This window comes from Burkholderia latens (assembly GCF_001718795.1).
Classification (GTDB): Bacteria; Pseudomonadota; Gammaproteobacteria; order Burkholderiales; family Burkholderiaceae; genus Burkholderia; species Burkholderia latens_A.
The window spans coordinates 1,649,993-1,675,784 of record NZ_CP013435.1 but is presented as its reverse complement, the minus strand read 5'-3'; the positions used below and the strand labels follow the sequence as shown (position 1 = coordinate 1,675,784).

Annotated in this window: 30 protein-coding genes; 13 read left to right on the top strand and 17 right to left on the bottom strand. The window is 66.4% G+C overall.

What is annotated here, in order from left to right:
• Positions 1–184: 184 nt before the first annotated feature.
• The 5 genes from WK25_RS07915 to WK25_RS07895 form a co-directional block, all read right to left on the bottom strand.
• Complete coding sequence (locus WK25_RS07915) at positions 185–1,111, bottom strand: CysB family HTH-type transcriptional regulator (RefSeq protein ID WP_040144142.1); 927 nt, start codon at positions 1,109–1,111, stop codon at positions 185–187.
• Positions 1,112–1,202: 91 nt separating this feature from the next.
• Positions 1,203–2,261, bottom strand: coding sequence for a sulfate/molybdate ABC transporter ATP-binding protein (locus tag WK25_RS07910; protein ID WP_040144141.1), 1,059 nt, complete (start codon positions 2,259–2,261; stop codon positions 1,203–1,205).
• A 13-nt stretch (positions 2,262–2,274) separates the two neighbouring features.
• On the bottom strand, positions 2,275–3,222 hold the full coding sequence (cysW, locus tag WK25_RS07905) for a sulfate ABC transporter permease subunit CysW (protein ID WP_059544178.1): 948 nt from the start codon (positions 3,220–3,222) through the stop codon (positions 2,275–2,277).
• Positions 3,219–4,124, bottom strand: a complete 906-nt coding sequence (cysT, locus tag WK25_RS07900; protein ID WP_040144139.1) for a sulfate ABC transporter permease subunit CysT — start codon at positions 4,122–4,124, stop codon at positions 3,219–3,221. The genes cysW and cysT overlap by 4 nt, the downstream gene beginning before the upstream one ends.
• 138 nt (positions 4,125–4,262) lie before the next feature.
• A complete protein-coding gene (locus tag WK25_RS07895) occupies positions 4,263–5,300 on the bottom strand; it encodes a sulfate ABC transporter substrate-binding protein (RefSeq protein WP_040144138.1) in 1,038 nt (345 codons plus the stop codon).
• A 264-nt stretch (positions 5,301–5,564) separates the two neighbouring features.
• Here WK25_RS07895 and lexA point away from each other — a divergent pair, with 264 nt between their 5' ends.
• Genes lexA through WK25_RS07880 form a run of 3 tightly spaced genes read left to right on the top strand, consistent with a single transcriptional unit; the run spans position 5,565 to position 7,322 of the window.
• The gene (gene lexA, locus WK25_RS07890; protein ID WP_040144137.1) at positions 5,565–6,212 is read left to right on the top strand and encodes a transcriptional repressor LexA; all 648 of its coding nucleotides are present in this window, start codon (positions 5,565–5,567) and stop codon (positions 6,210–6,212) included.
• Between the two features lie 26 nt (positions 6,213–6,238).
• A complete protein-coding gene (locus WK25_RS07885; RefSeq protein ID WP_040144136.1) occupies positions 6,239–6,577 on the top strand; it encodes a hypothetical protein in 339 nt (112 codons plus the stop codon).
• A gap of 28 nt (positions 6,578–6,605) precedes the next feature.
• A complete protein-coding gene (locus WK25_RS07880; RefSeq protein ID WP_069241368.1) occupies positions 6,606–7,322 on the top strand; it encodes a DUF2939 domain-containing protein in 717 nt (238 codons plus the stop codon).
• Positions 7,323–7,427: 105 nt separating this feature from the next.
• On the opposite strand, the gene WK25_RS07875 is transcribed toward WK25_RS07880, so the two are convergent.
• Positions 7,428–7,925: a universal stress protein gene (locus tag WK25_RS07875; protein ID WP_040144134.1), complete on the bottom strand. Its 498-nt coding sequence runs from the start codon at positions 7,923–7,925 to the stop codon at positions 7,428–7,430.
• Here WK25_RS07875 and WK25_RS31175 point away from each other — a divergent pair.
• From WK25_RS31175 to WK25_RS07865, 3 genes are all read left to right on the top strand, one after another.
• On the top strand, positions 7,924–8,088 hold the full coding sequence (locus tag WK25_RS31175; RefSeq protein WP_156432103.1) for a hypothetical protein: 165 nt from the start codon (positions 7,924–7,926) through the stop codon (positions 8,086–8,088). The two genes, WK25_RS07875 and WK25_RS31175, sit on opposite strands and share 2 nt — an antisense overlap.
• 159 nt (positions 8,089–8,247) lie before the next feature.
• Positions 8,248–9,162 (top strand): nodulation factor ABC transporter ATP-binding protein NodI, encoded by a 915-nt coding sequence (gene nodI, locus WK25_RS07870; RefSeq protein ID WP_059544182.1) that lies wholly within the window; start codon positions 8,248–8,250, stop codon positions 9,160–9,162.
• Between the two features lie 6 nt (positions 9,163–9,168).
• On the top strand, positions 9,169–10,002 hold the full coding sequence (locus WK25_RS07865) for an ABC transporter permease (protein ID WP_059544184.1): 834 nt from the start codon (positions 9,169–9,171) through the stop codon (positions 10,000–10,002).
• Positions 10,003–10,050: 48 nt separating this feature from the next.
• On the opposite strand, the gene WK25_RS07860 is transcribed toward WK25_RS07865, so the two are convergent.
• From WK25_RS07860 to WK25_RS07845, 4 genes are all read right to left on the bottom strand, one after another.
• Positions 10,051–10,473 (bottom strand): hypothetical protein, encoded by a 423-nt coding sequence (locus WK25_RS07860; RefSeq protein ID WP_040144131.1) that lies wholly within the window; start codon positions 10,471–10,473, stop codon positions 10,051–10,053.
• 226 nt (positions 10,474–10,699) lie between these two features.
• Positions 10,700–11,758, bottom strand: a complete 1,059-nt coding sequence (locus tag WK25_RS07855; RefSeq protein ID WP_069241367.1) for a permease — start codon at positions 11,756–11,758, stop codon at positions 10,700–10,702.
• The gene (gene mnmH, locus WK25_RS07850) at positions 11,755–12,882 is read right to left on the bottom strand and encodes a tRNA 2-selenouridine(34) synthase MnmH (protein ID WP_069241366.1); all 1,128 of its coding nucleotides are present in this window, start codon (positions 12,880–12,882) and stop codon (positions 11,755–11,757) included. Before mnmH ends, WK25_RS07855 begins: the two co-directional genes overlap by 4 nt.
• 64 nt (positions 12,883–12,946) lie before the next feature.
• Positions 12,947–13,900 (bottom strand): LysR substrate-binding domain-containing protein, encoded by a 954-nt coding sequence (locus WK25_RS07845; protein ID WP_069241365.1) that lies wholly within the window; start codon positions 13,898–13,900, stop codon positions 12,947–12,949.
• A gap of 164 nt (positions 13,901–14,064) precedes the next feature.
• Between WK25_RS07845 and WK25_RS07840 the strand changes: the two genes are divergently transcribed.
• Positions 14,065–15,486, top strand: a complete 1,422-nt coding sequence (locus WK25_RS07840) for a M20 family metallopeptidase (RefSeq protein ID WP_069241364.1) — start codon at positions 14,065–14,067, stop codon at positions 15,484–15,486.
• 34 nt (positions 15,487–15,520) lie between these two features.
• Entirely contained in the window at positions 15,521–16,807 is a 1,287-nt protein-coding gene (locus WK25_RS07835) for an MFS transporter (RefSeq protein WP_069241363.1), read from the top strand.
• 133 nt (positions 16,808–16,940) lie between these two features.
• Here the strand turns inward: WK25_RS07835 and WK25_RS07830 are convergent, their stop codons facing one another.
• Together WK25_RS07830 and WK25_RS07825 are read right to left on the bottom strand one after the other, a co-directional pair.
• Positions 16,941–17,993 carry an NADP(H)-dependent aldo-keto reductase gene (locus tag WK25_RS07830; protein WP_069241362.1) on the bottom strand — a complete coding sequence of 351 codons (1,053 nt, stop codon included), beginning with the start codon at positions 17,991–17,993 and terminating at the stop codon, positions 16,941–16,943.
• 197 nt (positions 17,994–18,190) lie between these two features.
• The gene (locus WK25_RS07825) at positions 18,191–18,628 is read right to left on the bottom strand and encodes a PaaI family thioesterase (protein ID WP_040144124.1); all 438 of its coding nucleotides are present in this window, start codon (positions 18,626–18,628) and stop codon (positions 18,191–18,193) included.
• 169 nt (positions 18,629–18,797) lie between these two features.
• Here WK25_RS07825 and WK25_RS07820 point away from each other — a divergent pair, with 169 nt between their 5' ends.
• Together WK25_RS07820 and WK25_RS07815 are read left to right on the top strand one after the other, a co-directional pair.
• Positions 18,798–19,280, top strand: coding sequence for a winged helix-turn-helix transcriptional regulator (locus tag WK25_RS07820; protein WP_040144123.1), 483 nt, complete (start codon positions 18,798–18,800; stop codon positions 19,278–19,280).
• A 407-nt stretch (positions 19,281–19,687) separates the two neighbouring features.
• Positions 19,688–20,311 (top strand): phospholipase D family protein, encoded by a 624-nt coding sequence (locus WK25_RS07815; RefSeq protein WP_069241361.1) that lies wholly within the window; start codon positions 19,688–19,690, stop codon positions 20,309–20,311.
• Positions 20,312–20,472: 161 nt separating this feature from the next.
• Here the strand turns inward: WK25_RS07815 and WK25_RS32040 are convergent, their stop codons facing one another.
• Entirely contained in the window at positions 20,473–20,685 is a 213-nt protein-coding gene (locus WK25_RS32040) for a hypothetical protein (protein ID WP_059544199.1), read from the bottom strand.
• A gap of 262 nt (positions 20,686–20,947) precedes the next feature.
• On the opposite strand from WK25_RS32040, the gene WK25_RS07805 reads away from it, so the two are divergent.
• Positions 20,948–21,919, top strand: a complete 972-nt coding sequence (locus WK25_RS07805; protein ID WP_040144119.1) for a sensor domain-containing diguanylate cyclase — start codon at positions 20,948–20,950, stop codon at positions 21,917–21,919.
• An 86-nt stretch (positions 21,920–22,005) separates the two neighbouring features.
• On the opposite strand, the gene WK25_RS07800 is transcribed toward WK25_RS07805, so the two are convergent.
• From WK25_RS07800 to WK25_RS07795, 3 genes are all read right to left on the bottom strand, one after another.
• Positions 22,006–22,479 carry a VOC family protein gene (locus WK25_RS07800; protein ID WP_040144118.1) on the bottom strand — a complete coding sequence of 158 codons (474 nt, stop codon included), beginning with the start codon at positions 22,477–22,479 and terminating at the stop codon, positions 22,006–22,008.
• 378 nt (positions 22,480–22,857) lie between these two features.
• Complete coding sequence (locus WK25_RS32320) at positions 22,858–23,082, bottom strand: hypothetical protein (protein WP_080294580.1); 225 nt, start codon at positions 23,080–23,082, stop codon at positions 22,858–22,860.
• A 64-nt stretch (positions 23,083–23,146) separates the two neighbouring features.
• Positions 23,147–23,455 (bottom strand): hypothetical protein, encoded by a 309-nt coding sequence (locus WK25_RS07795; protein WP_040144117.1) that lies wholly within the window; start codon positions 23,453–23,455, stop codon positions 23,147–23,149.
• A gap of 194 nt (positions 23,456–23,649) precedes the next feature.
• Between WK25_RS07795 and WK25_RS07790 the strand changes: the two genes are divergently transcribed.
• Together WK25_RS07790 and WK25_RS31170 are read left to right on the top strand one after the other, a co-directional pair.
• Positions 23,650–24,393, top strand: a complete 744-nt coding sequence (locus WK25_RS07790) for a DUF695 domain-containing protein (RefSeq protein ID WP_069241360.1) — start codon at positions 23,650–23,652, stop codon at positions 24,391–24,393.
• A 351-nt stretch (positions 24,394–24,744) separates the two neighbouring features.
• Positions 24,745–25,083, top strand: coding sequence for a hypothetical protein (locus WK25_RS31170; RefSeq protein ID WP_156789020.1), 339 nt, complete (start codon positions 24,745–24,747; stop codon positions 25,081–25,083).
• Between the two features lie 33 nt (positions 25,084–25,116).
• On the opposite strand, the gene WK25_RS07785 is transcribed toward WK25_RS31170, so the two are convergent.
• Positions 25,117–25,548 (bottom strand): hypothetical protein, encoded by a 432-nt coding sequence (locus WK25_RS07785; protein ID WP_069241359.1) that lies wholly within the window; start codon positions 25,546–25,548, stop codon positions 25,117–25,119.
• Between the last annotated feature and the right edge of the window lie 244 nt (positions 25,549–25,792).

Below are 25,792 nucleotides of genomic sequence, written 5' to 3'. Positions count from 1 at the left end.
TGCAACGCGCAACCCGTCTGATCAATATTTAAGGGTTTATTCGGAGCGCATTGTCGTTCGCGTCGGTTGCCGCGTGTTACGGCAGACGGATCACCGCTTCGCGCGGCGCGCACCGCCGGGTGCCGCCGCGCAGCGATGCGATGCAGCGAGCGCGCGCATGCCGCGCCCGCCGTGCATCGGCGGATCAGACTGCTTCGCGCAGCATCCCGGCGATTTCCGCTTCGTTCAGGTGCGGCGCGAACATCTCGATCAGCCGGTACGCATACGCGCGCAGGAACGCGCCCTTGCGCAAGCCGACGCGCGTCGTGCTCGCCTCGAACAAGTGCTGCGTGTCGAGCGCGACGAGCCCCGTGTCGCGCTGCGGATCGAACGCCATTGCGGCGACGACGCCGATCCCCATGCCGAGCTCGACGTAAGTCTTGATCACGTCCGCGTCGATCGCGGTCAGCACGACGTCGGGCACCGCGCCGGCCTGCGCGAACGCCTGGTCGATATGCGAGCGGCCGGTGAAGTCCTGGTCGTACGTGATGATCGGATATTCGGCGATTTCGTCGAGCGTGAGGTTCTCGCGGCCGACGAGCGGATGGCCTTTCGGCACGACGACCGTGTGATGCCACGAATAGCACGGAAACGTGACGATGTCCGGATAGCGATCGAGCGCTTCGGTCGAGATGCCGAGATCGGCTTCGCCGTTCAGGATCATCTGCGCGATCTGCTGCGGGCTGCCCTGGCGCAGCGCAAGATGCACCTTCGGGAACACCTCGGTGAACTGCCGGATCACCTTCGGCAGCGCGTAGCGCGCCTGCGTGTGCGTCGTTGCGACGACGAGGTGGCCGCTGTCCTGGTCCGCGAACTGGCGCGCGACGCGGCGCAGGTTCTCCGCGTCGAGCAGCATCCGCTCGATCAGCTGGTGCACGGCCTTGCCCGGCTCCGTGAGCCCGGTGAGCCGCTTGCCGCGCCGGATGAAGATGTCGACGCCCAGTTCATCCTCGAGATCCTTGATCTGTTTCGACACGCCCGACTGCGACGTGTACAGCACGTTCGCGACTTCCGTCAGGTTCATGTTCTGGCGCACGGCCTCTCGCACGAAACGCAATTGCTGAAAATTCATGGGTATGCCTCTTAGGCTGTCGTTGTTCGAATATCGATTCGATGTCGATCCGGAGCGGTATCCGCCCTCTTCTCGTTGCCGGGTTCAGGCGTCAGTGCGCGGGAAACACGCGAACCGCGCGCGGAACGGCCGTCGCGCCGTCGCCCACCTGCAGTTCGAGCGCACGCCACGCGTCGCGATCGAGCTCCGCCTCCAGCGCGCCGCCCGAGCGCGCCTCGAGCTCGATGCGTACCGAGCCGCCGAGCGGGATCACGCGGCGCACGTCGACCGCAATGCCGTCGCGATGGCCGTCGCCGGCCGGCCACAGCTGCAGATCGTGCGGCCGCACGTATGCGTTCGCGGGGCCCGCGAAATCGGCGTCGACCGCGATCGGCGCAGCCGCGCCGTCGGCGACGAAGCCGCGGCCGGCGACCGTGCCCGGCAGCCGGTTCGCCGCGCCGAGAAACTCGTAGACGAACGCGCTTTGCGGATGATCGTAGACGTCCTGCGGGCTGCCGACCTGCTCGACGCGACCGCGGTTCAGCACGACGATGCGGTCGGCCACTTCCAGCGCCTCCTCCTGGTCGTGCGTGACGAAGATCGTCGAGATGTGCAGGTCGTCGTGCAGGCGACGCAGCCAGCCGCGCAGCTCCTTGCGCACCTTCGCGTCGAGCGCGCCGAACGGCTCGTCGAGCAACAGCACTTTCGGCTCGACCGCGAGCGCGCGCGCCAGCGCGATCCGCTGTCGCTGGCCGCCCGACAGCTCGGACGGATAGCGCTGCGCGAGCCAGTCGAGCTGCACCAGCTTCAGCAGCTCGTGCACCTTGTCGCGAATCACGGCTTCCGACGGCCGCTCGCGGCGCGGCTTCACACGCAGCCCGAACGCGACGTTCTCGAACACGGTCATGTGGCGGAACAGCGCGTAATGCTGGAACACGAAGCCGACCTGGCGATCGCGCGCGCCGACCGATGCGACGTCGAGCCCCTGCAGCACGACCTGGCCGGCGTCCGCGTGCTCGAGGCCCGCGATCACGCGCAGCAGCGTGGTCTTGCCGCAGCCGGACGGTCCGAGCAGCGCGACGAGCTCGCCGGGCGGGAAGTCGAGCGACACGTTGTCGAGCGCGGTGAAATCGCCGAAGCGCTTCTGAAGATGACGGACAGTGATACCCATTCTGGTTGCCTCTTTACGATTTCGACGAAATGGCGGCGGCGGGGCCGGCATGAGCGGGAACGTCATCGCGCGCGCCGGCCAGTTCGGCGGCGAGATGGCGCTCGGCGAGCAGCTTCAGCGCGAGCGTGACGAGCGCGAGCAACGCCAGCACCGACGCCACTGCGAACGCGGCCGCGAAGTTGTATTCGTTGTACAGGATCTCGACGTGCAACGGCATCGTGTCGGTGACGCCGCGGATGTGACCGGATACGACCGACACCGCGCCGAACTCGCCCATCGCACGCGCGTTGCACAGGATCACGCCGTACAGCAGCCCCCATCTCACGTTCGGCAGCGTCACGCGCCGGAAGATCTGCCAGCCCGACGCACCGAGCACGCGCGCGGCCTCTTCCTCGTCGGTGCCCTGCGCCTGCATCAGCGGAATCAGCTCCCGCGCGACGAACGGGAACGTGACGAAGATCGTCGCGAGCACGATGCCCGGCACTGCGAAGATGATCTGCACGTCGTGATCCTGCAGCCACGGGCCGAGCCAGCCCTGCGCGCCGAACAGCAGCACGTAGACGAGCCCCGAGATCACTGGCGACACCGAGAACGGCAGATCGATCAGCGTCGTCAGGAGCGCCTTGCCGCGGAACTCGAACTTCGCGATCGCCCACGATGCACACACGCCGAACACGAGATTCAGCGGCACCGCGATCGCGGCGACGGTCAGCGTCAGCTTGATCGCCGACCACGCGTCGGGATCGGCGAGCGATTCGAGATAGAAGCCGACGCCCTTGCGCAGCGCCTCGAAGAACACCGCGGCGAGCGGCACCACGAGAAAGAACGCGAGGAACGCCAGCGCGATGCCGATCAGCAGCCAGCGCACCGCACGCGGCTCGCTGACGGGATCGAGCTGTTTGGCGGCGCGCGCACGCGCGGCGGACGGATTGTTCAGCACGACAGTGGACTCCCGGCTCATCGCTGGCCTCCGGCGGCGGCCGCCGTACCGGCCGCGGTGGCGGTTGCGGGCGCGGGGCCGCTCGCGCCCTTGCTCGTGCGGCGCTGCAGATACCACTGCAGCGTGTTGATCAGCAGCAGCATCAGGAACGACACGACCAGCATCACGACGGCCAGCGCGGTCGCGCCTGCGTAGTCGTACTGCTCGAGCTTCGTGATGATCAGCAGCGACGTGATCTCGGACTTCATCGGCACGTTGCCGGCGATGAAGATCACCGACCCGTATTCGCCGAGCGCACGCGCGAACGCGAGCGCGAAGCCCGTGAGCAGCGCCGGCAGCACCGCGGGCAGCACGACGCGGCGAAACGTCAGCCAGCGCGACGCGCCCAGGCATGCGGCGGCCTCTTCCTGCTCGCGCTCGAAATCCTCGAGCACCGGCTGCACCGTGCGCACGACGAACGGCAGCCCGATGAAGGTCAGCGCGACCAGGACGCCGACCGGCGTAAACGCGATCTTGATGCCGAACGGCGCGAGATACTGGCCGACCCAGCCGTTCGTCGCATAGACGGCTGCGAGCGAGATGCCGGCGACCGACGTCGGCAGCGCGAACGGCAGGTCGACGATCGCGTCGACGACGCGCTTGAACGGGAACGTGTAGCGGACCAGCACCCACGCGACGAGAAAGCCGAACACGGCGTTGATCAGTGCGCCGCCGAGTGCGGCCGAAAACGTCAGCCGGTACGACGCGAGCACGCGCGGCGACGTGACGGCGGTCACGAACTGGCCCCACGACAGCGTCGCGGTTTTCAGGAATGTGGCGGCGAGCGGGATCAGCACCACGAGGCTCAAATAAGCCACCGTGATGCCGAGCGTCACGCCGAAACCGGGCAGCGCGCTCGGCTTGCGAAAGGTGTACGTCGTCATCGGATGCTCTTGCTGGGGCGATGCTGCTCATGGGCCCGACGCAAACGCCGGCGCGAAGAATGCTCTCTCGCGCCGGCGGCCCGCCGGGGATGCTGCGCGCTGTCGTGGCGCGCCGCTGTCGTTATGGTGTTGCGTGCGTTACTGCGGCTTGTAGATCGAATCGAACACGCCGCCGTCCGCGAAATGCGTCTTCTGCGCATTCGTCCAGCCGCCGAACGTGTCGTCGACCGTGTACAGCTTCAGCTTGGGGAACTGCTTCGTCAGTTCCGCCGGCACGTTCTTCGCGCGCGGACGGTAGTAGTTGCGCGCCGCGATCTCCTGGCCTTGCGGGCTGTACAGGAAATTCAGGTACGCCTCGGCCAGCTTGCGCGTGCCCTTCTTGTCGACCACCTTGTCGACCACCGCGACGGGCGGCTCGGCCAGGATGCTCACCGACGGCACGACGATCTCGAACTTGTCGGTGCCGAATTCCTTGATCGACAGGAACGCCTCGTTTTCCCACGCGATCAGCACATCGCCGATTCCGCGCTGCACGAAGCTCGTCGTCGCGCCGCGCGCGCCCGAATCGAGCACGCCGGCGTTCTTGTACAGCTTCGTCACGAATTCCTTCGCGCTCTGCTCGTTGCCGCCCGGCTTGTGCACCGCATACGCCCACGCGGCCAGATAGTTCCAGCGCGCGCCGCCGGAGGTCTTCGGGTTCGGCGTGACAATCGAGATGCCGGGCTTGGTCAGGTCGTCCCAGTCCTTGATCCCCTTCGGATTGCCCTTGCGCACCAGGAATACGATCGTCGACGTGTACGGCGACGCGTTGTCCGGCAGGCGCTTTTGCCAGTCCTTGTTGACGAGGCCCTTGTTGGCGATCGCGTCGATGTCGTACGCGAGCGCCAGCGTGACGACGTCGGCCTGCAGGCCGTCCAGCACCGAGCGCGCCTGTGCGCCCGAGCCGCCGTGCGACTGTTTGAAGTTGACCGTCTCGCCCGTCTTCGCCTTCCACTCCTTGCCGAACGCCTGGTTGAAATCCTGGTACAGCTCGCGCGTCGGGTCGTACGACACGTTCAGGAAGGTCGTATCGGCCTGCGCGTGGGTCGCGACGCCCAGCGCCGCCGCCGCCCCCAGCGCGAGTGTTGCGATCAGGCGGCCCGCTCCGCCCACCAGCCCCGTATTGCGCTTCGCCATCCTTGGTTCTCCAGTGTTGTCGATGTTGCGATGTCGGGCCAGTCTATCGAACGGGTTACATGATTAAAAATAATCGTTCTTCATTTTTTAATACTCAAAAGTGCTAACGCAGACTGGGCGGACGGTTGCGGCAGACGAACCGGCGTCAGGGCGGCACAAAATGACGCCGGAACCGGCGCGATCGCGGCGAACCTCAAGTAACACTTGAAATTCGCGAAGTACTGTATAAAAATACAGCTCACTGTCTATCCATACAGTTCAGCCATGACCAAACTCACCGCCCGTCAGCAGCAAGTGTTCGACTTGATTCGCCGCGCGATCGAGCGCTCCGGTTTTCCACCCACGCGCGCCGAGATCGCCGCCGAGCTCGGCTTCAGTTCGCCGAACGCGGCCGAGGAGCACCTGCGTGCGTTGGCGCGCAAGGGCGTGATCGAGCTCGCGGCCGGCGCGTCGCGCGGCATCCGGCTGCTCGGCGTCGACGACGTCCCGCATCAGTTCACGCTGCCGCACGCCGGCCTGATGCAACTGTCGCTGCCGCTGGTCGGCCGGGTCGCAGCCGGTAGCCCGATCCTCGCGCAGGAGCACATCTCGCAGCATTACGCGTGCGATCCGGCGCTGTTCACGAGCAAGCCCGACTACCTGCTGAAGGTCCGCGGGCTGTCGATGCGCGACGCCGGCATTCTCGATGGCGACCTCCTCGCGGTGCAGAAGCGCACCGAAGCGAAGGATGGCCAGATCATCGTTGCGCGTCTTGGCGACGACGTCACGGTCAAGCGCCTGATGCGCCGCCCCGGCGGCATCGAGCTGATCGCGGAGAACCCGGATTACGAAAACATCTTCGTCAAGGCCGGCAGCGCGGAGTTCGCGCTGGAAGGCATCGCCGTCGGGCTGATCCGCTCGGGCGAACTCTGACAATCGGTCTCGCTGAGGAGAACACCATGGAACGCCTTTCCCGTCTGCTGCCTTTCCGTCAATTCGGCCGCCTGCGTCATCTGCGCGGCCGCACGCCCTGCGCGCCGCTGTCCGCCGCGGCGCCCGTGGTGAGCCAAGAAGTCGCAGTTGAACGGCAGGCGTCGCTGCTGCCGTCAGCGCTTCCCGCCTTCGCGCGCGTCTCGCTGAATGCCGGCCTCAATCACGCGGAACCGGCGCGCCGGGCGCCGGTGCGCGTCTATCACGGCCGGTCGCGCCTGATCATGGTGGGCACGATCGATGCCGTGTGCCGGATGATCGATCGCTGCATCGCCGAGGAACGATCGGCCACGCACGGCGGTCTCTGATAGCGGAACCCGTCCACCCGGAGGCATCGTGACTGGAGCAACGGGCCGCACGTTGCGGCTCAAACCTCTGCTGATCGTCGTGTTGGCCGTCGCCGTATTCGCGGCGATCGGCTACGCGTACGCTTCCCCGTATATCGCACTCGGTCGCCTGAAATCGGCGGTCGACGCGCGCGATGCGCAAGCGGTCAGTGAATACGTCGATTTCCCGTCGCTGCGCATCAGCTTGAAACAGCAAGTCACGGAAGAATTGATGCGCCGGATCGATGCAGTGAAGAAGGACAACCCGTTCGCGGTGATCGGCGCGCTGATCGGGTCTGCATTGATCGGCCCGTTGGTCGATGCGTATGCGACACCGGAAGGCGTAGCGGCGCTGATGAGCGGGATCCCGCCGCGCGGCAATCCCGGCGAAAGGCCGCCCGATTGGTCGGACGCTGCGCCAGACGGCACGCGTGGCAACGCAGCAGCACCACCAGCGGCAGTGCCTGCGGCCCCAGGCACCGCCGCCAGCGTGCCGCAACCCGGCAGTAGCACGATTACGACTGCGCCGGCCCCGCCTGCGGCAGCGCCCGCACCGGCCCGACCCAGCGACGCAGGCCATCCGCAGCAAACGAGTGCGGGCTATCGGAATATCGATGAATTCGTCGTGACCTACCAGCGCAGCGCCGACGGCACGCGCTATGCAGCGATCTTCCACCGCGTCGGGCTGTTTTCCTGGAAGCTGTCCGCGATCGACCTGCACGCGTGAGCGTGCTTCGAGCGGATGAGATGCCGCCAACGCAGCGCGGCGCGAAACCGGCATGAATGGCGGCACACCGCGCCCGGTCACGCGCTCGCGATATCGGGTGCGGTGTTAAGTGCCGCTCGCGATCGCCGCTTCGCGCTCGCGCGCGATCTCGGCCTTTTGCTCTTCCGCCGAAGAACACGCGACGAGAATGCTGCAATTCACGCGATCCAGCAGTTGCGTGTTGCCCGAGCCCATCCACCATCTCGACAAGCCGCTGCGGCACCGGTGGCCGACGACGACGAGATCGGCGTTGATTTCCGTCGCGAGATTCGCAATTTCGTCGATCGGATAGCCGAACGCGAAATGCCCTTCCGCCTGAACGCCGCGCTCGCGCAGCCAGTTCACGCCTTCCTGCAGGATCTCGCGCGCGGTTTCTTCGAAGCGGCCGCACGCGACGTCGGTGAGCAGCCCGGCACTTTGCGCGATGCTGGAACGCATGTCGACAACCGACAGCAAATGCGTTTCCGCCTTTAGATCCAGCGCGAGATTGGCTCCGCACCGCAGTGCCTTGCGCCCTTCGAGTGTGCCGTCGTAGCAGAGCAGAATCTTGTTGTAGCTAGCCATGAAACCTCCCTATCGCGACTACGTGCGCTATGCACTCATCATGGTGCGCCGCAATTGCGGACGCAAGGGATGGAAAACGCTGATTCGCCACGCGGGGCGGGTCGGCGATGATGCGGTGCATGATCGGCGCGTGCATGCACCGCGCTGCGCGGACATGCCGTGATCGGATGCAACCGATGCACTAAAATGGCCCATTCGTGCCGCCGATGCACGGTCGCGTCGGCCATGCGCGTGTGACACGCATGCGCGCGATCCGTTCGCACGCCGGCAAGCCGGCCCGGCCGGCCGCGATACGCGCCCGCTTACAACGACAAACCCGCCCATGTCCGTTGCACCGATCGATTTCCGGAACGTCGAAAAGCGCTATGGCGACAAGCTCGTCGTCAACGGCCTGTCCTTCCACGTGCAGGCTGGCGAATGCTACGGCCTGCTCGGGCCGAATGGCGCCGGCAAGACCACGACGCTGAAGATGCTGCTTGGCCTTGCGTACCCCGATGCCGGCGCGATTTCACTGTGCGGCGAACCGGTTCCGTCGCGTGCGCGGCATGCGCGCCGCCGCGTCGGCGTCGTCCCGCAGTTCGACAACCTCGATCCTGACTTCACGGTCCGCGAGAACCTGCTCGTATTCAGCCGCTATTTCGGACTGTCCGCAGCGGCTGCACGCGGGCTCGTGCAGCCGCTGCTCGAATTCGCGAAACTGGAAAACAAGGCCGATGCGAAGGTCGGCGAGCTGTCGGGCGGGATGAAGCGGCGGCTGACGCTCGCACGCGCGCTCGTGAACGACCCGGACGTGCTCGTGCTCGACGAGCCGACGACCGGTCTCGATCCGCAGGCGCGGCATCTGATGTGGGAGCGGTTGCGCTCGCTGCTCGCGCGCGGCAAGACGATCCTGATCACCACGCATTTCATGGAGGAAGCCGAGCGGCTGTGCGACCGGCTGTGCGTGATCGAGGACGGTCGCAAAATCGCCGAAGGCGCGCCGCACGCGCTGATCGAATCGGAAATCGGGTGCGACGTTATCGAAGTCTACGGACCGGATCCGGGCACGCTGCGCGACGAGCTGTCGCCGTTCGCGAAACACACCGAAATCAGCGGCGAGACGCTGTTCTGCTACGTGACGGATCCCGAGCCGCTCAGTGCGCGGCTCAAGGGCCGCACGGGCTTGCGCTATCTGCATCGTCCGGCGAATCTTGAAGACGTGTTCCTGCGGCTCACGGGCCGCGACATGCAGGACTGATCGATGATGGACGTACGCAACTATTCCACTGCCGCGCCGTTAGCCCCGCCGCGCGAATCGCGCTTCGCGATTGCGCTGCCCGCGAATGCCACGAACTGGATCGCGGTGTGGCGGCGCAACTATCTCGTGTGGCGCAAGCTCGCGCTTGCGTCGATGTTCGGCAATCTCGCCGATCCGATGATCTATCTGTTCGGGCTGGGATTCGGGCTCGGCCTGATGCTCGGCCACGTCGACGGCGTGTCGTATATCGCATTTCTCGCGGCCGGCACGGTCGGGTCGAGCGTGATGATGTCCGCGAGCTTCGAATCGATGTATTCGGGCTTCTCGCGGATGCACGTGCAGCGGACCTGGGAGGCGATCATGCATACGCCGCTCGCGCTCGGCGACATCGTGCTCGGAGAAATCGTCTGGGGTGCGAGCAAGGCGCTGTTGTCGGGCGTCGCGATCATGCTGGTTGCCGGCCTGCTCGGCTATGCGCGGTTTCCGTCGATGCTCGCGGCCCTGCCCGTGATCGCGCTGGCCGGCCTCGCGTTCGCGAGCACCGCAATGATCGTCACCGCGCTCGCACCGTCCTACGACTTCTTCATGTTCTATCAGACGCTCGTGCTGACGCCGATGCTGCTGCTGTCAGGCGTATTCTTCCCGATCGCGCAGTTGCCGCCGATCGCGCAGCACGCGGCGCACGTGCTGCCGCTCGCGAACGCGGTCGAATTGATCCGGCCCGCGATGCTCGGCCGGCCGGCGGCCGACGTCGGCATGCACCTCGCGGTTCTCGCAGGCTATGCGGTTGGCGGTTTCGTGGTGTCCGCGTGGCTGTTCCGGCGGCGAATGATGCGCTGACAGCCGGCGCGCGTTGCGCCGGCTCGATACGAAGCAATCATGACGACGTTATTCGTCGTCATCGCTCCACGGGATCTCCACGTCGGTCAGGAACGCGACGGTCGCGAGCGGCCCGCCTTCGTGGCGGCCGAGTTTGCCGTCCGCGCGATGCCATTCGACGCGAAACTGCGTACCCGGGTCGTCGGCGACCAGATAAACCGCGCGCAGTTCTTCCGGATCGGCTTCGTCGACCGGGCCGTCGAACGACACCAGCATCTTCTGCGGCCACAGGCCGTTTACCGGATCGTAAATGCGATCGCCTTGCGGAATGTCGATGCTCGCCTCGACGCCGATCGTGGCCGACGCTTCGATGATCATCGTGCCGAGTGCGTTCAGCACGGCAGTCGCCCGCGCGGAATTGGCCTGGCGGATCGCGAGATCGCCGCGCGTCAGCGCCTTTTCGAGTCGAGGATGAATCTTCGGTTGGGTCATGCGTTTTCCTGTTTGCTTCTTGTAAAGGGCGCCGCACGCTCGAAGCGGCGGTGCCGGATGAATACGACGGTCGCACGGCAGGCGCAAGCGGCGTGGCGGACGGCGGCTGTCATGCCGGCTCGTTTGCGGCCAGCCGCGTCTGTCGTGCCTGGCCGGCCGACCGGCGATGCGAACCCGGATGCGTCCGACCGCATCGCCCCGCTCGCGTGCCCGTCGCGCGCGGCCGTCAGAACCCGAACGCGATCGCGAGCAGCCCGCTCGCGATCCCGAATACGACGACGAGGCCCGTCACGATCGCCAGCATGTAAGGCTTGAACGAGCGCGCGAGCATCGCGAGCGACGACACGCTGATCGGCGGCAGCGTCAGCAGCAGCGCAGCAGCCGGGCCGACGCCCATGCCGAGCGACAGCATGGCCTGGATGATCGGCACCTCGCCGGCCGTCGGGATCACGAACAACGTGCCCGCGACCGCGAATGCGATGATCCAGCCGAGATGGTTGCCGATGTCCGGGCCGATGTGCGGAAACAGCCACGCGCGCGCCGCGCCCAGCAGCAGCACGAGCACGATGTACTCGGGCACGAGCCGCACGGCCATCCGCGCAAGCAGCTTGACCCAGCGCACGAACGGGTTGCCCGCGGCAGCCTGTTCGGCCGCCAGCGCCGCGAGCTGTGCATCGTCGATGCTGCGGTCCTCGGGGCGGGCGATCCGGTTCAGCAGATAGCCGATCCCGAACACCATCGCGATGCCGAGCACGAGCCGCAACACGCTCCAGTGCCAGCCGAGCACGAAACCCATGAACACCAGCGCTGCCGGATTCAACACCGTGTTGCCGAGCCAGAACGCGACCGCGCCGCCGGGCGACGCGTGCCGCGCGCGCAATCCCGCGACGACCGGCGCCGCGCAGCACGTGCACATCATGCCCGGCAGCGACAGCAGGCCGCCCGCCGCGACGCTGCCGAAACCGCTGCGACCCAGCACGCGCGCGACCCAGTGCGCGGGCAGCAGCGCCTGCACCGCCGAGCCGAGAAGCAGGCCGAGTACCATCGCCTGCCAGATCGCCTTGCCGTATGCCCATGCATAGTCGAGCGCCGCCTTCAGCGACGGTTCGGGCGCGCTTGCCGACGTGCCCATCAGGATCGACTGACCGATCGAGTGGTGCTCGGCGGCAACGAACGCCTTGTTGTAGTACGGGAACCATTTCACGTAGAAAAGCCCCGCGACCGCGATCAGCAGGAAGGTCATCCAGCCGAGTGCCGGACTGGGTTGAGTGCGTGTGGTCGTCATCGTGTGGTGGTCGGTTGGTTTTTGTCGGTATCGGATCCGGCATGCGCGCCCGCGGCGGGCAGCGCCGGCAGCCCGGCCTGCTCCAGTGCGTCGAGCAGCGCGCGCGCCTGCTGCCGCCCGTCGGCCGCACTCGGCCGGAACGCGAACGTGAGCACGCGGTTCGGGTTGCCGTACGACGAACGGTTGGTGCGTGCGTACGCGGGATCGTAATGCTTGTCGATCAGCGTGCGAAACAGTTCGGCGCGCGCGTTCGCGTCGATCATCGCGTTCCAGCGCGCGACCTCTTCCCGGCTGTGCAGGCCGATCAGCCGGTCAAGCTGCGCCTTGAACGCGGCCGGCTCGTCGAACAGGTTCGCGTAATCGTCGAGCAGGAATGCGATGCGCTCGTCATGCGCGGCCTCGACCTGCACCCACGGCCCCGCGCGAAACGCGTCCAGCAGCGCGAGCGGCAACTGGATAAGCCCGATCTTGCGGCTTTCCGATTCGACGAATACCGGCCACGCGGGGTCGAAACGTTCGAGCGTCTTCACGAGACCCGAGTCGAACGACTTCTGCGTAGGCTGCGGCACGCCCGGCAGTGCGCCGAGCAGCGAGCCGCGATGGCACGCGAGCGCCTCGAGATCGAGCGTCTGCGCGCCTTCGTCGCGCAGCGCGTTCAACAGTCGCGTCTTGCCGCATCCCGTATGGCCGACGAGCGCGATGTAGCGAAAACGCGTCGGCAGCGTGTCGAGCGTCGCGCATACCGCGCGCCGGTACGCCTTGTAGCCGCCCTCGAGCTGGCGCGCCTGCCAGCCGATCAGGTTGAACCAGGTAGTCATCGAGCCGGAACGCTTCCCGCCGCGCCAGCAGTAGATCAGCGGCCGCCAGTTGCGCGGGCGGTCGGCAAACGTGGTGTCGAGATGGCGCGCGATGTTGCGCGCGACCATCGCAGCGCCGACGCGCGTCGCTTCGTACGGCGACACCTGCCGGTACATCGTGCCGACGATCACGCGCTCCTCGTTGCTGAGGACGGGCGCGTTCAGCGCGCCGGGAATGTGGTCCTCGGCGAACTCGAGCGGCGTACGCACGTCGATGATCTCGTCGAACTCGCCGGCGCGATCGAGGGTGACAATCAGGTTCTTCAATTCGGCGTCGAACAGGGGCGATGCGGCTCGGCGAGCCGCACGGGCACGGAAGGCGGATTCGCGATTATCTCACGCCCGGGCGCCCCGGGCCGCGCGCGGCGACCGGCGGCGCCGACGCGGCACGCATTGCGTCGACCAGATGGTCGCGAAACGCGCGCACCGACGCGGGGAGATCGCGCCCCGCCATGGTCTGCACCTGGATGCTCCGTTCGCGCAGTTGCGGGTTCGTGACGGGCACGACGACAAATCCGTCCGCGTCGATGCGGTCGCGCACCGACAACAGGCCCGTGAACATCACCGCGCCCGTACGCTGCGCGTAGCGGTACATCACCGCGGTGTTGTTGCTCGTCAGTTCCGGCTCCAGCATCAGGCCGTCGAGCACGCACGCGATGTCGATCAGCTGACGCACCGTCGTGCCTGCCTCGGGCAGCACGTGCGGGTGGCCGGCGATATCGGCAAGCGACACCGCGTCGCGCGCGGCGAGCGGGTGATCGCGGCGCACCAGCGCGAAGATCGGCGCGCGCTCCGCGTGTTCGACGCGCACGCCCTGCTCCGGTGCGAGGCTGAACGTCAGCGCGATGTCGGCATCGCCGTCGCGCACACGCCGCGTCGCGTCCGCCGGCGACACGACCCACACCGTGAAATCGACGCCCGGGTGGCGCGCCTTGAAGCTCGCGAGCGCGCCCGGCAGGAAATCGATCGCGAACCCTTCCGAGCATGCGATCTTCAGCAGGCTGCCGTGCAGCGCCTCCAGCCCGCCGATCTCCTTCATCACATGCTCGGCTTCCAGCAGACTGCGCTGCGCGAAGCCCAGCAGCCGTTCGCCGGCCTCGGACAGCGCCATCCCGCGCGGGCGCCGCTCGAACAGCGGCGCGCCGAGCTCGCTTTCGAGCTTCGCGATCTGCCGGCTGATCGCCGAAACAGCCACGTGCAATCGCGCGGACGCGTCGCTGATCGACCCGGTGCGCGCCACTTCGACGAAGTACCGCAGCGCAAGACCATGCAGGAAAGCCGTCATCGTGGTGTCTCCGCGGCCGTCGACCGGACCGCTCCGCTTTGCCTTTTCGGCAACGAAAGGTTCGAAATTCGATCATTGTGACAAAAAAAACGGCTTTCTAGAATCGATCGCAACCTGGACCCTGCGCGCCGCACCGGGCTCGCAAAACGACAGAGGAGACCGTCTTGAGCCGCACCGCCGTCCTTCAGCACGCATTGAATCAGTTCGAATCGGGTGCGCTCTTCGCGACCCTGAGCCGCCGTGTCGGTCTGCGCACCGAAAGTCAGGACTGCGCCGCAGGCGCCGCGCTGCGCGCGTATCTGACCGACGAGATCGCACCGGAGGCCGCGCGCCTCGGTTTTACGTCGCGCATCGTCGACAACCCCGTCGACGGCGGCGGCCCGTTTCTGCTGGCGTCCCGCCACGAGGACGACGCGCTGCCGACCGTGCTGATCTACGGCCACGGCGACGTCGTGCGCGGCTACGACGCGCAATGGCGCGCGCCGCTGTCGCCGTGGACGCTGACCGTCGACGGCGATCGCTGGTACGGCCGCGGCAGTGCCGACAACAAAGGCCAGCACACGATCAACCTCGCCGCGCTGGCGAGCGTGCTCGCCGGCCGCGGCGGCAGGCTCGGCTTCAACGCGAAGCTGCTGATCGAGATGGGCGAGGAAACGGGTTCGCCGGGCCTCGACGCACTGTGCCGCCGGGAGCGCGATGCGCTCGCGGCCGACGTGCTGATCGCATCCGACGGCCCGCGGCTGACGGCGGAACGCCCGACCGTGTTCCTCGGCTCGCGCGGTTCGGTCAACTTCAAGCTGAGCCTGCGCGCGCGCGATGGCGCCCATCACTCCGGCAATTGGGGCGGGCTGCTGCGCAATCCGGCGACCGTGCTCGCGAACGCACTCGCAAGCCTCGTCGATGCGCGCGGCGCGATCCGGGTTGCCGGGCTGCGCCCGCCGCCGATTCCGGCCGCCGTGCGCGCCGCGCTTGCCGATCTGTCCGTCGGCGGCGGCCCGGGCGACCCCGCGATCGATGCGGACTGGGGCGAGCCGGGCCTCAGCGCCGCCGAGCGCGTGTTCGGCTGGAATGCGTTCGAGATCCTCGCGTTCAAGGCCGGCAATCCCGAGCATCCGGTCAATGCGATTCCGCCCGTCGCGTATGCGCACTGCCAGTTGCGCTTCGTCGTCGGCACCGACTGGGAAGCGCTGCAGACGCACCTGCGCGCGCATCTCGATGCACACGGTTTCGCCGACATCGAGATCGACGTCGAACGCGGCGCACCGGCGACGCGACTGCCGCCCGACGATCCGTGGGTCCGCTGGGCCGTCGCATCGATTGCACGTACGACCGGCAAGAAGCCGGCGATCCTGCCCAATCTCGGCGGCACGCTGCCAAACGAAGTGTTCGCGGACACGCTCGGACTGCCGACGCTGTGGATTCCGCACTCGTATCCGGCGTGCTCGCAGCACGCGCCCGACGAGCATCTGCTCGCGAGCGTCGTACGCGAGGGGCTGCAGATGATGGCCGGCCTCTTCTGGGATCTCGGCGACGCACCGCCGTCCGCACGCCGCGCGGCGCCGGCCGTGGCCAGCACCGTCCTTTAACGCGTTCGCTCCTTTCTCGGGATCTGCTCATACGATGAATACGACTACCCTGACGTCGCAGGACGCCGCCCGCCCGAGCGCCGCGAAGATCCGGCGCATCATCTTCGCCGCGTCGATCGGCAACGCGCTCGAATGGTTCGATCTGATCGTCTACGGCTTTTTTGCGGTGACGATCGCCAAACTGTTCTTTCCGGCGACGAGCGAAGCGACATCGCTGTTGCTCACGCTCGGCACGTTCGGCCTGTCCTACCTGATCCGGCCGATCGGCGGCTTCGTGCTTGGCGCATACGCGGACCGCGCGGGCCGCAAGGCGTCGTTGCTGCTGTCGATCGCGATGATGATGGCCGGCACGCTGCTGATCGCGCTGATGCCGACCTATGCGTCGATCGGCGTGCTGGCGCCGCTCGGGATCATGCTGTCGCGGCTGATGCAGGGCTTCTCGGCCGGCGGCGAATTCGCGAGCTCGACCGCGTTCCTCGTCGAACACGCGCCGCAGCGGCGGGGCTTCATGTCGAGCTGGCAGTTCGCGAGCCAAGGGCTCGCGACGCTGCTCGCATCGGGCTTCGGTGCGCTGCTGACCGCAACGCTGAGCACCGCGCAACTCGAAAGCTGGGGCTGGCGCGTGCCGTTCCTGTTCGGGCTCGCGATCGGACCGGTCGGGCTCTATATCCGCCGCTACGTCGACGAAGGAATCGAATTCAAGACGCAAGCACGCTCCGCGGCCCCCGTGCGTGAACTGTTCGCCGACCAGAAAATGCGCGTGCTGCTGGCGATCGGCGTGCTCGTGATCTCGACCGCAATCAACTACATGGTGCTGTACATGCCGACGTACGCGATCAAGCAGCTCGGCCTGCCGGCGTCGACGGGCTTCGCGGCGACGCTCGCGACCGGCTTCGTGCTGACGCTGGTCACGCCGCTCGTCGGCCATCTGTCGGATCGCACGGGCCGGATTCGCGTGATGGCGGCCGCTGCCGTGCTGATGCTCGCGACCGTGTGGCCGACGTTCGCGTGGCTCACGCATCACGCATCGTTCGCGACGATGCTCGCCGCGCTGATCTGGATCGGCCTGCTGAAGGCGACGTACTGCGGCGCGCTGCCGGCGCTGATGGCCGAGCTGTTTCCGGCGCAGACGCGCGCGACCGGGCTCGCGGTCAGCTACAACACGGGCGTCACATTGTTCGGCGGCTTCGCGCCGTTCGTCATCACCTGGCTAATCAGCGCGACGGGCAATCGGCTGTCGCCGGCGCTTTACCTGATCGGCTGCGCGGTGCTGAGTCTTGCGGCGCTGCTGGTTGCGCGCACGCGGCTCGGGATGCGGTAACGGCACGTCTGCGCGCGGCGCATCCGCCTATTCATGTACCGCCGGTTTGCGACCGCGAAAGCCGCGAGCGCGCTGGGATGCGCGCGCTGCACGGCCCGCCGCGGCACTCGCGCCGCGCGGGCCGCTCGTCGTCTTACGGTGCCGGATTCGGCTGCAACTCGTGCAACGCGTCGATCTCGGCAAGGATCTCGTCGGACAGTTTCACGTCGATGCTGCCGATGTTCTCCTTCAGCTGCTCGAGCGACGTCGCGCCGATCAGGTTGCTGCGCACGAACGGCCGGCTGTTGACGAACGCAAGCGCGAGCTGCGCGGGCGACAGCCCATGACGTTTTGCGAGCGCGACGTAACGCGACGTCGCTGCGACGGCCTGTGGCTTGCTGTAGCGCTGGAAACGCTCGAACAGCGTGATGCGCGCCCCGGCCGGACGCGCGCCATTCTCGTATTTGCCGCTTAGCCAGCCAAACGCAAGCGGTGAATACGCGAGCAGGCCGATACCGTCACGGTGCGTGAATTCGGACAGACCATTTTCGAACGTGCGATTGAGCAGGCTGTACGGATTCTGGATGCTCGCGATGCGCGGCAGCCCGAGCTTCTCGGCCGCGCGCAGGAACTGCGCGACGCCCCACGGCGTTTCGTTCGACACGCCGATCGCGCGAATCTTGCCGGCCATCACGAACTCCGCGAGCACGCCGAGGGTTTCCTCGATCGGCACCGTGTACGCATCGTCGACCCACGGATACGCGGGCCGGCCGAACGTCGTCGTGCTGCGATCGGGCCAGTGCAGCTGGTACAGGTCGACATAGTCGGTTTGAAGGCGCTTGAGGCTGCCGTCGAGCGCCTCGGTCAGGTTCTTTCGATCGAACTGATTGCCTTCGCCCCGAATATGGCGCGGATTGTGCGGCTGCCGCGCCGGGCCCGCGATTTTCGTCGCGAGCACGATCCGGTCGCGCTGCGCGCGATGCCGAGCAAGCCACGTGCCTATGTACTGCTCCGTGCGGCCCTGGGTATCGGGCTTCGGCGGCACCGGGTACATTTCCGCGGCCTCGATCAGCGTGACGCCCTGCCCGAGCGCGTAATCGATCTGCTCGTGCGCGTCGCGCTCCGAATTCTGCTCGCCCCACGTCATCGTGCCGAGACCGATCAGGCTGACTTCGATGCCCGAATCGCCGAGTGTGCGGTATTCCATGCTGTTCCTGTGGCGTCAGTGGAAAGCAGGAAAGCTATCACATTGACGCGAGCGCTTCAGACAGGCGGTGCGCGCGCTTACAGGCGGCCTTCGATACGCTGGCGGCACTCTGGATGCGCATGAAGGCCGCGTCCCGTTGACCGTCCGCTGCGTTGCCCACTGCAACAGCGTGCAACAGCTCACCCGTGCCCGCGCCGTTACTGCGGCCGTTGAATGAAGCAGGTCGCCGATGCATGCGCGACGATCTTGTCGTCCGGCGTCTTCAACGTCCCTTCCGCGACGCCCAGCGAACGCGACAGGTGAATCACGCGCCCTTCTGCGATCAGATCGACGTCGCGCGGCACGGGGCGCAGCATCTTCACGTGGAGATCGACCGTGCCATAGCCGACGCCCGCATCGAGCATCGAATGCACCGCACAGCCGGTGACCGAATCGAGCACCGTCGCCGCGAACCCGCCGTGCACACCGCCGAGCGGATTCAGGTGCCGCCCGTCCGCGCGCGCGGACATCTTCACGTAACCGAGCTCCACACCGAGCGGCCGCATCGGGATCGTCTCCGAAATCGACGCGAGCGGCACGTCGCCCGCAGCCGCCGCACGCAGCAGTTCGAGACCGGACAGGGAAAGCGGATTCATCGGGTTGTCTCCTGGTTGAACGCGCGTCGGCGCGCTAGTAAGTTCCAAATTGGAACGAATTATTGACAACCGCGCACGGCTTGTCAACGCAACCCGCAGCGATGGCAATCGAGCACGGGTTCTATAATCGAACCCGCTCCTTTACTGAACCGCCGCACGAGACTCGATCATGAAATGGGATGACATCGGCACGCTGAACTGTTCGGTCGCGCGCACGCTCGCCGTGCTCGGCGATCGCTGGACCATGCTGATCCTGCGCAACGCATTTCTCGGCTGCCGCCGCTTCGATGCGTTCCAGACGCAGCTCGGGCTCACGCGCCACGTCCTGGCCGAGCGGCTGGCGCGACTCGTCGACGAAGGCGTGCTGGTCAAGCGCGCGTATCAGGAACGCCCGCCGCGCTTCGAATACCGGTTGACGGAAAAAGGTCTCGACCTCTACCCGGCCCTGCTGGCGCTGATGACATGGGGCGATCGCTGGAAGGACGACGGCAAGGGGCCGCCGATGCAATTGCGCCATCGCAATTGCGGGCAGTTGATGCATGCGGTCGCGGTGTGCTCGGCGTGCGGCGAACCGCTCGATGCGCACGACGTGCAGCCGGAACCCGGGCCCGGCTGGATTGCATGCGAGACTGGGGGGCCGCGCGATACCTGATGTTCGATGCTGCGGGCGTGCCGCACGTCGATCACCGCCGTCGGCCCGCATGCGCGCGTACACGCGCCGCATAGGTTCGAGCATGCCGGCGCCCTCGAGTTGATGCGCCCCACTCGCAGTGTCGGTCGTTCACCCTTACCGCAGCGCGCTAACCGTTGCGATTGCGTGCACGCAAGCCGCCATGCCGCGGCAATCTACACGAGCGCGCATGCGCACGCATTCGCCGCCGAACCCGGGCACCGGCCCGACCATCCGGCCAATGCAAACGAGAGGCGACACGACGCGCCACGCCACGTCGCGCATGCCGCCTGCGCGACTGTGCATCTCGTTCCCACGAAGGCGTGGCTGCGCCGCCGTGTCTGCGTTACACTCACGGCCCGCTGTCTCGAAATCATTCGCTGTCCAAGATGTTGACGCGCCAACGCCTCGCCGCTGCCTGCCTCGCCGCCTCCCTGCTCGCCACACCGTTCGCCGCCTTCGGCAAAACGCATAACGAATCGCTGTTGCAACAGGCGATCGATTTCATCGCGCAGCTGCTGCCGGCTCCGACCCACGAAGCGCCGGCCACGCAGGTCGTCGAATCGGCGTTCTCGCCCGACGGGGGCGCCGAGGCGCTCGTGCTGAAGGCAATCGGCGCCGCGCGCAGTTCGATTCGCGTCGCCGCCTACTCGTTCACGTCGCCGCCCGTCACGCGCGCACTGCTGGCCGCGAAGCGGCGCGGCGTGAATGTTGCGGTCGTCGTCGACGACAAGGGCAATCGCGCGAAGAGCAGCAAACAGGCACTGAACCTGCTCGTCAATGCGGGCATTCCGACACGCACGATCGATGCCTATGCGATCCACCACGACAAGTATCTCGTGATCGACGCCGAGCACGTCGAGACGGGCTCGTTCAACTACAGCGCGTCGGCCGCAAGCCGCAATTCCGAAAACGTCGTCGTGGTGTGGAACAACCCGCAGCTCGCGTCGCGCTACCTCACGCATTGGCAGAGCCGCTTCGACCAGGGCACGCCGTACCGGTCGTCCTATTAACGTACCGCACGCACGCGACCGCCAGCCGGGTGCGTCACGCGGGCGCTCGCCGTTGCCCGCCTTCGCTGCGTGATGTCGTCAATGATCGGCGCACCTCGGCCGCCAATCAATCTGGCCGAATGGCCGGCGCGCCGAGCGTGGCATTGCCGCAGCGAGCTGGATCAGTGGATGCCTGGCGATCGCTCGGAGATTTGCGCGGACGCGACGCAGCTGCGCGCATGCGCGTCGCTTACGGCAGGCTTCGGTCCGTCATGCGCGGCGCCCGGCAACGCCCCGAGTACGCATTCCGTGCTGAAATTCAGCGTGTTCTGGACCATTGGGTACAGCAAGTACAACGCAAACGCGAGATAACCCGCGTACAGAAGACGAACCATGGTGCGATAGGTGAACGATTGATCTCGTCCTGTTTACGGCATCGTCGTGCACGCCTTGAGACGTCAAACAAAAAAATCATGCCTGCGTCATGCATGATGTGCCGGTCGCAGACCATGGCGGCGGCGCTCAGAATCCGCGATACTGTCCCATACGCACTCGATGGCGGCGACAGCAGCGGCGTGAAGACACCCCGCGCGTGCGCAGCCCCGAGCGACACACGATCGATGTCCGGCCTTGTGGCTGGACCAGAGACAAAAGCCCATGCAGATTGCTGCCAAACCGGCCGATGAGGCGGCCCGGCTCGAGACGCTTCATTCGCTATCGATCCTCGACACACCGCCGGAAGAACGGTTCGACCGGCTCACGCGTCTCGCGCGCCGACTGTTCAACGTCCCGATTGCGCTCGTGAGCCTCGTCGACGAGAATCGCCAGTGGTTCAAGAGCCATCCCGGACTCGACGCCGCGCAGACGTCCCGCGACGTCTCGTTCTGCGCGCATGCGCTGCTCGCGAGCGATACGATGGTGATCCAGGATGCGCGCAACGACGATCGTTTTCACGACAACCCGCTCGTCACCGGCCAGCCCGGCATTCGCTTCTATGCGGGCCGGCCGCTTGCAGCGCCGAACGGCGCGCCGGTCGGCACACTGTGCCTGATCGACACGCAGCCGCGCGAGTTCTCCGCGGACGAACGCGCACTGCTTGGCGATCTCGCGCACATGACCGAACGCGAGATCGCGGCACTGCATCTGGCAACCACGGACGAGCTGACGCAACTGACGAACCGGCGCGGCTTCGAGATCCTCGCGCGCCACGTGCTGAGCCTGTGCGAGCGTGTGGGCCGGCACGCGGTATTGCTGTTCTTCGACCTGAACGGCTTCAAGGCGATCAATGACCGGTTCGGCCACGCGGAGGGCGACCGCGCGCTCAAGACATTCGCGGACACGCTGACCGCCGCCCTGCGCGACAGCGACGTGATCGCCCGGCTCGGCGGCGACGAATTCGTCGTGCTGCTGAGCGCCACCGAGGCGGCTGACGTCAGCGAGCCGATCGCGCGCGTCGCCGAGGCGCTCGATCGGCGCAACGCCGCCGACGCACGCGGTTATGCGATCCGGTTCAGTGTCGGCCATGTCGCGTACGATCCCGCGCGGCATCGCACGGTGGCCGACCTGCTCGAATCAGCCGATCGCCGGATGTACGAGGACAAGCAGCGCGGCAAGGCCGACGGCGCGTAGGTGCGACGAGTCGTGCACGCGCACACGCGACCGTGGGCGCTTGCCGCCCGCCGCCGGTCGCCCTCAATCCGGTTGACCGGGCCCGCTCAGCTCCCGCACGGCGGCGCGCTCGCCATCGCTTCCGCGATCTGTTCCGGCGTCAGGTCGCGCTGATGGGTCGCGATCGACCATCGATGGCCGAACGGATCCTCGATCTGTCCATAGCGGTCTCCCCAGAACATGTCCGCGGCCGGCATCCGGACCGTCGCGCCCGCCGCGACGGCCTGTGCGATCGCCGCATCCGTATCCGGCACGAACAGGTGCAGGCAGACCGGCGTACCTTTCAGCGTTTTCGGACCGAGCGCGCCGTGCTCGGGCATTTCATCCACGAGCATCAACGTCGCATCTCCGATTGCGAGGCATGCGTGTGCGAGCTTGCCGTCGGGCGTCGGCAGGCGAAACCGTTCGGTCGCGTTGAACGCGCGTTTGTAGAACTCGATCGCGGCGGCGGCGCCGGCGCAGATCAGGTGCGGCGTCAGCGTGCGCATCCCTTCCGGGATCGGCTTGACGGTGGTGGCCATGGGTGTCGCTCCTTCAGTCGGTTGTCGTGTCGAAAAACGGGCGGACGCACGATGCGTACGCCCCCGACGCTACGACGAACGGGATCGACGCAAATCGACACGCGTGCCGATATTTTTTTCGTTCTCGAAGGCGCGATCTGGCCCGAAGCATCCTCGATGCGGCGAACCGATCCGGGTGACTGACGCGTTCATCGAGCACGCCGAGCTGTCCGCGACATGTTTCGCGCGACACGGCAGACGCCTGGCAAACGAGCCGTTACCAGCGGCCGGCAGGACTACCGGTCATGCGCGACGCCCGCCAATGTATGCGCGTGCGGATCGACATGGCAGCTGGAAACCGTCCGCAGACATGCTTCGCCCGGCGCATCGGCGGCCTCGTCAATTGCATGCGTTGGCCGTACCGTCGGACGTGCACTGATGGACACTCCAGTGACTCTGCCCCGTAAGGTGCGGAGCGAAAGCGATCCCGCGAATGGGCGCCGCTGGTGACGCCGGAACCGCTGTCGATGCGGTCTCGGGCGACGGGTGCACGGGTTCGGTCTGGCAGGCGGCGAGCATCAGACAAGGAGCGGCCGCCAACGACACGATGAGGGATCGGCACATGGCTTCGTCCTCGCTAGGAAGATAGCTGCTTGAGCGATTCGCGGGCGCTCGCGCCCCTCTCCGCTCAGATCTGCGGAAGATCGCGCAACGTGCGCGACTCGTTGGTTGCGTCGATGTCCAGTTCGATGCCTTCCGACGCGTCGCGATACAGCACGCGCTTGAGCCTCGGGCCGACCGCCGTTCCGTCCGTTTCGTCGAACACGGCACGAACTTCGCTGCCGCACGCAAGCGCGCGCGCCACTTCCGCGACCGTCGCCTCGCTCGGCGTCGCGGCCCAAGACCGGTCCGCCGGATTGACGGCCGCCCAGCGAACGTGCGTGACGCGCGCGCTGAGCACATCGATTCGGACACCATTCACCGCGAACATCGACATCGGTCTCTCCTCCGAAAAGGTGGCGGCCGGCAACGGCCGGACGACGAAGCCAAACGGCGGCGTGTCGGCAACACGAATTCGATCGGCACCGGCCGTTGCCCGACGCGTGACGAGCGCTTCGGCCAACCTGATTTTCGATGATACATTGGGACGCTTTGCAACCGTCAACAGACAATCGTGCACGGGAGAAACACATGACCGACGCCTGGGGAACCTTCCCGGCCAGAATGGGCGACCATCAGGCTTTCATCAGCTTCAATCACGGCTTCGCGGAGATCGCGGAAACCGACCCGCGCACGTCGCTGCTCAGCGTGCGCGTCGCGCTTGCCGATCCGACGCCCGAGGGCCTGCCGAGCAGCGACGAGTTCGCCGGTCTCACACAGATCGAGGATCTGCTGGACGCGGCCGTGACCGCGAAAAACGGCGTGCAGGTCGGCCGCATCACAGTCGACGGCAACCAGGATTTCCTTTTCTATGTGCCGTTCGACGAGGAAGCAGCGGCCGAAATCGTCGACTCGCTGGCCGAACGGACGACCTACGCGCTTCAGTACGCCTACCAGGACGATCCGGACAAGGAAACTTACTGGCGTACGCTCTACCCGACCGACGACGACTGGCAACTGATGCGCGACATGCGCGTGCTGGAAGCGCTGCGCCAGAAAGGCGACGTGAGCGACGTGAGCCGGCGCGTGATGCATTGGACGTACTTCGCGGAACCGAGCGATGCGCATCAATTCGCGGACTGGGCCGAGTCGAAAGGTTATCTCGTCGAGTCGGTCGCCCCCACCGAGGATGGCAAATCGGCCGTACGATTCGCGCACGAAGGCACGACGGCGCTCGCCGATATTACCCGCCATACGCTGGAGATCAATGCCGAGGCACGCGCGCTCGGCGGCGAATACGACGGCTGGGAAACCAGCATCGAGCAGGCAGGTTGATCAGGCCGACGCGCGTGCGGCGCACGGAATTCGGCTTGACGGATTCAGTACAAAAAACATCCCGGCAGCGCGACGGCACGCCGCCGGGATCAAGGCGTCGCTGGCCACAGCCGGCGACGGGCCCAAGCAAGCGCTCAGGCACGAGGAAAGCGATTCATGCGGATCAGGCGAACGGATGCCGCGGCGCGAGACGCCGTGTGCCGAACGCCTGTCCCGTTCCGCCGGCGCGGCCTGCATGCGTCGGACGGGCAAAAAGCCCCGCTCCTGCGCGAGCGAGCGGGGAAACGGTTGACCGGGCCGGGGTAGAACGGTCAACCGGTAAGATTGTGACCTCGGCCCGTGCAACGGTATGTGCGGCAACTCACCCTTGCGGCGGGAAAACGTCCGCATGCGACGCGACGCGCGCATCGCGACATCGTCGGCGCGGCACACCGGCGAGCAGCGCAGCGGTCGCGACTCTCTCTGGCGATAAATCGATCGACGGGCCGTTCATATCGGGCGGTTTCGGACAGCGTCGCGGCAGTCGAGATTGCGCATTCCAGCGTCCGGATTTTTCGATTTATACAGGCGATTTTTAATCGTGCGCCGCTCGCCGGCATGTCGTATTCCTTCGCCGAGCGCCGTCATTCCGCTGTTCTCGTATCCGTGATTTTCTATCGGTTTTTTGGCGAAGCGACGTTTCGCGATTGACATCGCCCGCTTGACGGAGAGGCGAGTCCGACGCTATGCCGGACCGTCCGTGAACCATTCGGCAATCATGTCGATCCAGCCGAGATCGCTGGCAATTTCGACGCCGACGTCGCTAATGACTTCCGCGACGGAAGAATCAGTTTCGACTGCGCTAACCGCGCCGATTTCAGCACGGCGCGTGACACCGCCGATCGCCGCCGCGGGTGACGCCGTCATGTCCGGGGGCGTTGCACCGCGTGTGGTCCCCAGCTGGTCGAGCCACTCGACGATATTCGCGCGCGCATCTTCCGGGTGCGCGAAATCGTTGCGCTTCAAGAACCGGTCGAGCAGCGTCCACGCGAACGTCTTGCCTCGCCCGACGGAATCGAGTTGCCAGTCGACCACGGCGACCCGCCCCGTTTCGCGCGTCGCGAGTGTCGCCGTGAAACGGTAATCGAGATAGTCGATCTTTAGTTCCGATGACATGATTTTCGCTGGTCAATAATCCGCACTCGGTTCTCGCAAGCGTTGCAATTGACGGCTTCACGTGTTGCGTGAACCTTCTGTGAATCCGTCGCCGCCCGTCATTCCGACAGAAGGTATCGCGATATTCTCACAGTCTGACGACGTCGCTTGAAAATGCCGGCCGCCTGCGTTTTGCGATCGTCTCCATGCAGCGCTTCCCGGCAGATGATCTCGCCACATCTGGCCGGCGTTTCGGCCGCCTCGC

Coding starts and splice junctions, on each gene's coding strand:
- WK25_RS07915 (WP_040144142.1), bottom strand. CDS start 1,111: ATGAATTTTCAGCAATTGCGTTTCGTGCGAGAGGCCGTGCGCCAGAAC.
- WK25_RS07910 (WP_040144141.1), bottom strand. CDS start 2,261: ATGGGTATCACTGTCCGTCATCTTCAGAAGCGCTTCGGCGATTTCACC.
- cysW (WP_059544178.1), bottom strand. CDS start 3,222: ATGAGCCGGGAGTCCACTGTCGTGCTGAACAATCCGTCCGCCGCGCGT.
- cysT (WP_040144139.1), bottom strand. CDS start 4,124: ATGACGACGTACACCTTTCGCAAGCCGAGCGCGCTGCCCGGTTTCGGC.
- WK25_RS07895 (WP_040144138.1), bottom strand. CDS start 5,300: ATGGCGAAGCGCAATACGGGGCTGGTGGGCGGAGCGGGCCGCCTGATC.
- lexA (WP_040144137.1), top strand. CDS start 5,565: ATGACCAAACTCACCGCCCGTCAGCAGCAAGTGTTCGACTTGATTCGC.
- WK25_RS07885 (WP_040144136.1), top strand. CDS start 6,239: ATGGAACGCCTTTCCCGTCTGCTGCCTTTCCGTCAATTCGGCCGCCTG.
- WK25_RS31175 (WP_156432103.1), top strand. CDS start 7,924: ATGAAACCTCCCTATCGCGACTACGTGCGCTATGCACTCATCATGGTG.
- WK25_RS07875 (WP_040144134.1), bottom strand. CDS start 7,925: ATGGCTAGCTACAACAAGATTCTGCTCTGCTACGACGGCACACTCGAA.
- nodI (WP_059544182.1), top strand. CDS start 8,248: ATGTCCGTTGCACCGATCGATTTCCGGAACGTCGAAAAGCGCTATGGC.
- WK25_RS07865 (WP_059544184.1), top strand. CDS start 9,169: ATGGACGTACGCAACTATTCCACTGCCGCGCCGTTAGCCCCGCCGCGC.
- WK25_RS07860 (WP_040144131.1), bottom strand. CDS start 10,473: ATGACCCAACCGAAGATTCATCCTCGACTCGAAAAGGCGCTGACGCGC.
- WK25_RS07855 (WP_069241367.1), bottom strand. CDS start 11,758: ATGACGACCACACGCACTCAACCCAGTCCGGCACTCGGCTGGATGACC.
- WK25_RS07845 (WP_069241365.1), bottom strand. CDS start 13,900: ATGACGGCTTTCCTGCATGGTCTTGCGCTGCGGTACTTCGTCGAAGTG.
- WK25_RS07835 (WP_069241363.1), top strand. CDS start 15,521: ATGAATACGACTACCCTGACGTCGCAGGACGCCGCCCGCCCGAGCGCC.
- WK25_RS07830 (WP_069241362.1), bottom strand. CDS start 17,993: ATGGAATACCGCACACTCGGCGATTCGGGCATCGAAGTCAGCCTGATC.
- WK25_RS07825 (WP_040144124.1), bottom strand. CDS start 18,628: ATGAATCCGCTTTCCCTGTCCGGTCTCGAACTGCTGCGTGCGGCGGCT.
- WK25_RS07820 (WP_040144123.1), top strand. CDS start 18,798: ATGAAATGGGATGACATCGGCACGCTGAACTGTTCGGTCGCGCGCACG.
- WK25_RS07815 (WP_069241361.1), top strand. CDS start 19,688: ATGTTGACGCGCCAACGCCTCGCCGCTGCCTGCCTCGCCGCCTCCCTG.
- WK25_RS32040 (WP_059544199.1), bottom strand. CDS start 20,685: ATGGTTCGTCTTCTGTACGCGGGTTATCTCGCGTTTGCGTTGTACTTG.
- WK25_RS07805 (WP_040144119.1), top strand. CDS start 20,948: ATGCAGATTGCTGCCAAACCGGCCGATGAGGCGGCCCGGCTCGAGACG.
- WK25_RS07800 (WP_040144118.1), bottom strand. CDS start 22,479: ATGGCCACCACCGTCAAGCCGATCCCGGAAGGGATGCGCACGCTGACG.
- WK25_RS32320 (WP_080294580.1), bottom strand. CDS start 23,082: ATGTGCCGATCCCTCATCGTGTCGTTGGCGGCCGCTCCTTGTCTGATG.
- WK25_RS07795 (WP_040144117.1), bottom strand. CDS start 23,455: ATGTCGATGTTCGCGGTGAATGGTGTCCGAATCGATGTGCTCAGCGCG.
- WK25_RS07790 (WP_069241360.1), top strand. CDS start 23,650: ATGACCGACGCCTGGGGAACCTTCCCGGCCAGAATGGGCGACCATCAG.
- WK25_RS07785 (WP_069241359.1), bottom strand. CDS start 25,548: ATGTCATCGGAACTAAAGATCGACTATCTCGATTACCGTTTCACGGCG.